We start from the raw sequence: 3,147 nt of genomic DNA on the forward strand, positions 1-3,147 counted from the left end.
GATCCGGCAGTTCTCTTCAGAGAACTTGTGCTATTAGCCCGAAATTTTATTTCAGGGCGGTGCAAGAGCGGAGCAGATCGATCGAATCCAGAAGCGATCGACATAACCGATTGAAATCGATCGCAGTGTCTCAACCCACACTCATGGTAGGCTCGATTACCTCCGGTAGGCTTCGCCAACGAATAGTTGCCATCAGCACACATGTCCTACGATAATCTCACCAAAATCCTCGCTGAAAAATATCCAGAACGCTTTGCCACCTGGCTGCTCGGCGCACCCCAAACCAACGTCGAAATCCTCAAAACCGAACTGAGCATCGAACCTATCCGCGCCGACTCCCTTACCTTTTTAAAAACTCACAACCGCATCCTTCACCTCGAATTTCAAACTCGTTGGATCTCGGAGCCGCCGATAAACTTCCGAATGCTCGATTATTGGGTGCGGCTCTATCGGCTTTATCAAATGCCAATTACTCAAATCGTCATTTTGCTTTTACCGCCTAGCGAAGATACCGAAATCGAAACCACTTTTGAATTCGAGCAAACCCGCCACCAATATCGCGTCGTTAAAATCTGGGAAGAAGATCCCAGCTTGTTTCTAGCAGATTCAGCACTACTGCCATTCGCAACTTTAACCGCGCAGCCTACCGAAGAATTGCTCGTGCAGGTTGCTAGCGAAGTCGGTAAAATGGAACCAGAAGTGCGGCGACAGGAATTATCTAGCTATGTTCAAATCATGGCAGGTTTACGGTTTAATAAAACTCTAGTAAAAAGATTATTTCGGGAGGATATTATGAAAGAATCAGTAATTTATCAAGAGATTTTTGAAACTGGCGAACAGCAAGGCGAACAACGCGCTCTTCAGCGTGAAAAAGCACTGATCTTACGTCAAGTTGCCAGACAAGTAGGTGAAGTACCTCAAGATTTACGATCGAGTGTAGAATTACTGTCGATCGATCGATTGGAAGCTTTGGGTGAAGCATTACTAGATTTTAATAGCTTGCAAGATTTACAGAATTGGTTAGAGATGGCTTAAAGATGTTAGCAACCACCCCCCAGACTGCCAAAGTCGAACCAAAGAAGTTGGGGAGTGGTTGTCTAAACACTAAAGATGTTAAGCCTTAAAAGTGAGAATCGGACGCATTTTGGCGACGACTTCCACCATGCCTGCGGCGACTTGGGTATCGATGACTCGATCGATCGATTTGTAAGCGGCTGGAGCTTCTTCGATCCGACGTTCCGATCGCAAGGTGATGCAATCTACACCTGTCAAACCCAAATCTGACTCGGTATAATTTGCCCCCGCACGGGTGAGTTCAAAGCGAGAGATCGCTCTGCCTGCACCATGAGCCGCCGAATTGAGATAGCGATCGTTTCCCAATCCCGACAGTAGGTAGGAAGGTGTGCTCATCGATCCTGGCGTAATCAGCAATTGTCCCAAACCTGCCGCACATGCTCCCTTACGGACGATCCAACCATTCCCATTGGGAAAAGTCAGATTGTGAGGCAGATCGCAGACTAAGGGAGCCGCAAGATCGCCATACACTTGCCGCAGACGCAACCGCAGTAATTCAGCCAAAATCAGGCGATTGACAAAGGCATAATTAGCCGCCGTTGCTTCGGCTTCGAGATACTCGGCGACGAGATCGGGATCGGTTGTTGTCGAGAGCGAAAATAAGCTCGACTGGGGGAAGGGGTAGCCCTTGAGCCAAGCGGCTTTAGCTCTGTCGCGCCACATGCCACCGATGTATTTGCCAACGCTGCGCGAACCGGAGTGAATCGCGATCGCGAGTTGCCCGACTTTGACGCTAGATTGATAAGCAAGGCGCGGGTTGCGGATTTCCATCACCTCTTGGATCTCCACAAAGTGATTGCCACCGCCGATAGTACCGAGATCGCCATCACGCACCAATCCGGCGGCGGGAACGAGTTCGCTGGGTGCCCAGCGGGGATTTCCGGCCATTGAGCCGAGAAATTGAACCAGATCGATTTCCCGCCACAATTGACCGAAATCGGATTTAGCCACGCTTCCCATCGGCGTGGCGGACATTTGCTCCAACCAGCCAGGGATGCCATCTCGATACATCGCCCGACTCGTCGCCGCAGTCATCGTGACATCGCGAGTGCCGAGGAAATAATCCCCCTTCATCAGTTCGACAAATTTGTCGCGCTGGGCGAGAAAATCATCGACGCTGAGATCGACAACGTGAAGCCGCATCCCGCAGTTGATATCGCTACCGACTGCGGCGGGAACGAGCATTCCCTCAGTTTGCACCACCGAACCGATCGCGACTCCCGTATCGCCGGGATGGAAATCGGGCGTCGCAAAGGTGCGAGTCACTTTACCCCCACCAGGATGGGCGAGCGTAGTGAGCTGGGCGAGTTGTTGGAAGGCTTTGGATTCGATCGGGAAATCTGGCGGTAATAGGACTTCTGCGACTGGCGCATCGGCACACTGATTCAAGCGAACGGTATAAACTCGATCGTCATAACTGACATCCAATCCTTGCTTGGCGAGAGCGCGGAGGAGTCGATTTGTATTCTTGGGCTGCTGCATAAACACCTGTCACCAAAACCGCTGTGGGTTTTGGCAATTATTTTTGGATAGGTGGACTGGGTTTTCAGCAGCCGCAGTCGCAGTGGTGGAAGGTTTTGTTTAAATTAGTTAATTCGAGCGATGTGCTCGTAACTTCATGGTAGCTCGCTGGTTCGATCGGTGTCAAGTGGCGATCGAGCGAGTATCTGGGAAGTCTCCCGAAGCGTATTTCGGTAATAATTCTCACACCGAAAATCTGATAGTTTGCAAACTCACCGAGGAGATCGAATATATCGATCGCGTGTCATCAATCCCAAGCTTGACAGCAATAACATTATGTTGAATTTTGATAAACTTAACCTAGAAAGCCTGTATTATCAAAAATGAACAAGATTCAATTTGTCGAACGAATTTTGAATGAAAATTTATGGGCTAGCAATGCTTGTTTTAATGAAACGTCAGCAATTGACGAATCAGTTACTTACTACTTTTTAGATCGAATATCTGATGCCAGAAGTGTTGAATGCTAGAGCGCACACCTCCTATAAATGGGTACACCATTCCTGTGAAAGGCTATTAATATAGCTAAAATACTATCTTTCTAAACCAATG

At 48.8% G+C, this 3,147-nt stretch carries 4 protein-coding genes; 3 read left to right on the forward strand and 1 reads right to left on the reverse strand.

The features are described from left to right. The first annotated feature begins 201 nt into the window (after positions 1-201). The gene (locus RMO84_RS14140) at positions 202-1,035 is read left to right on the forward strand and encodes an Rpn family recombination-promoting nuclease/putative transposase (RefSeq protein ID WP_310489092.1); all 834 of its coding nucleotides are present in this window, start codon (positions 202-204) and stop codon (positions 1,033-1,035) included. Between the two features lie 78 nt (positions 1,036-1,113). On the opposite strand, the gene RMO84_RS14145 is transcribed toward RMO84_RS14140, so the two are convergent. Further along, positions 1,114-2,556: an RtcB family protein gene (locus tag RMO84_RS14145; RefSeq protein WP_310489093.1), complete on the reverse strand. Its 1,443-nt coding sequence runs from the start codon at positions 2,554-2,556 to the stop codon at positions 1,114-1,116. A 136-nt stretch (positions 2,557-2,692) separates the two neighbouring features. Here RMO84_RS14145 and RMO84_RS14150 point away from each other — a divergent pair, with 136 nt between their 5' ends. Continuing rightward, the gene (locus RMO84_RS14150; RefSeq protein WP_310489094.1) at positions 2,693-2,878 is read left to right on the forward strand and encodes a hypothetical protein; all 186 of its coding nucleotides are present in this window, start codon (positions 2,693-2,695) and stop codon (positions 2,876-2,878) included. Between the two features lie 40 nt (positions 2,879-2,918). After that, entirely contained in the window at positions 2,919-3,065 is a 147-nt protein-coding gene (locus RMO84_RS14155) for a hypothetical protein (RefSeq protein WP_310489095.1), read from the forward strand. The last annotated feature ends 82 nt before the right edge of the window (positions 3,066-3,147 follow it).

Origin of the sequence: Chamaesiphon sp. VAR_69_metabat_338, from assembly GCF_031423935.1 — a bacterium.
Lineage (GTDB): Bacteria > Cyanobacteriota > Cyanobacteriia > Cyanobacteriales > Chamaesiphonaceae > Chamaesiphon.

Excerpts from the sequence above, each read along its gene's own strand:
- RMO84_RS14150 (WP_310489094.1), top strand. The coding sequence starts at position 2,693 with ATGGTAGCTCGCTGGTTCGATCGGTGTCAAGTGGCGATCGAGCGAGTA.
- RMO84_RS14145 (WP_310489093.1), bottom strand. The coding sequence starts at position 2,556 with ATGCAGCAGCCCAAGAATACAAATCGACTCCTCCGCGCTCTCGCCAAG.
- RMO84_RS14140 (WP_310489092.1), top strand. The coding sequence starts at position 202 with ATGTCCTACGATAATCTCACCAAAATCCTCGCTGAAAAATATCCAGAA.
- RMO84_RS14155 (WP_310489095.1), top strand. The coding sequence starts at position 2,919 with ATGAACAAGATTCAATTTGTCGAACGAATTTTGAATGAAAATTTATGG.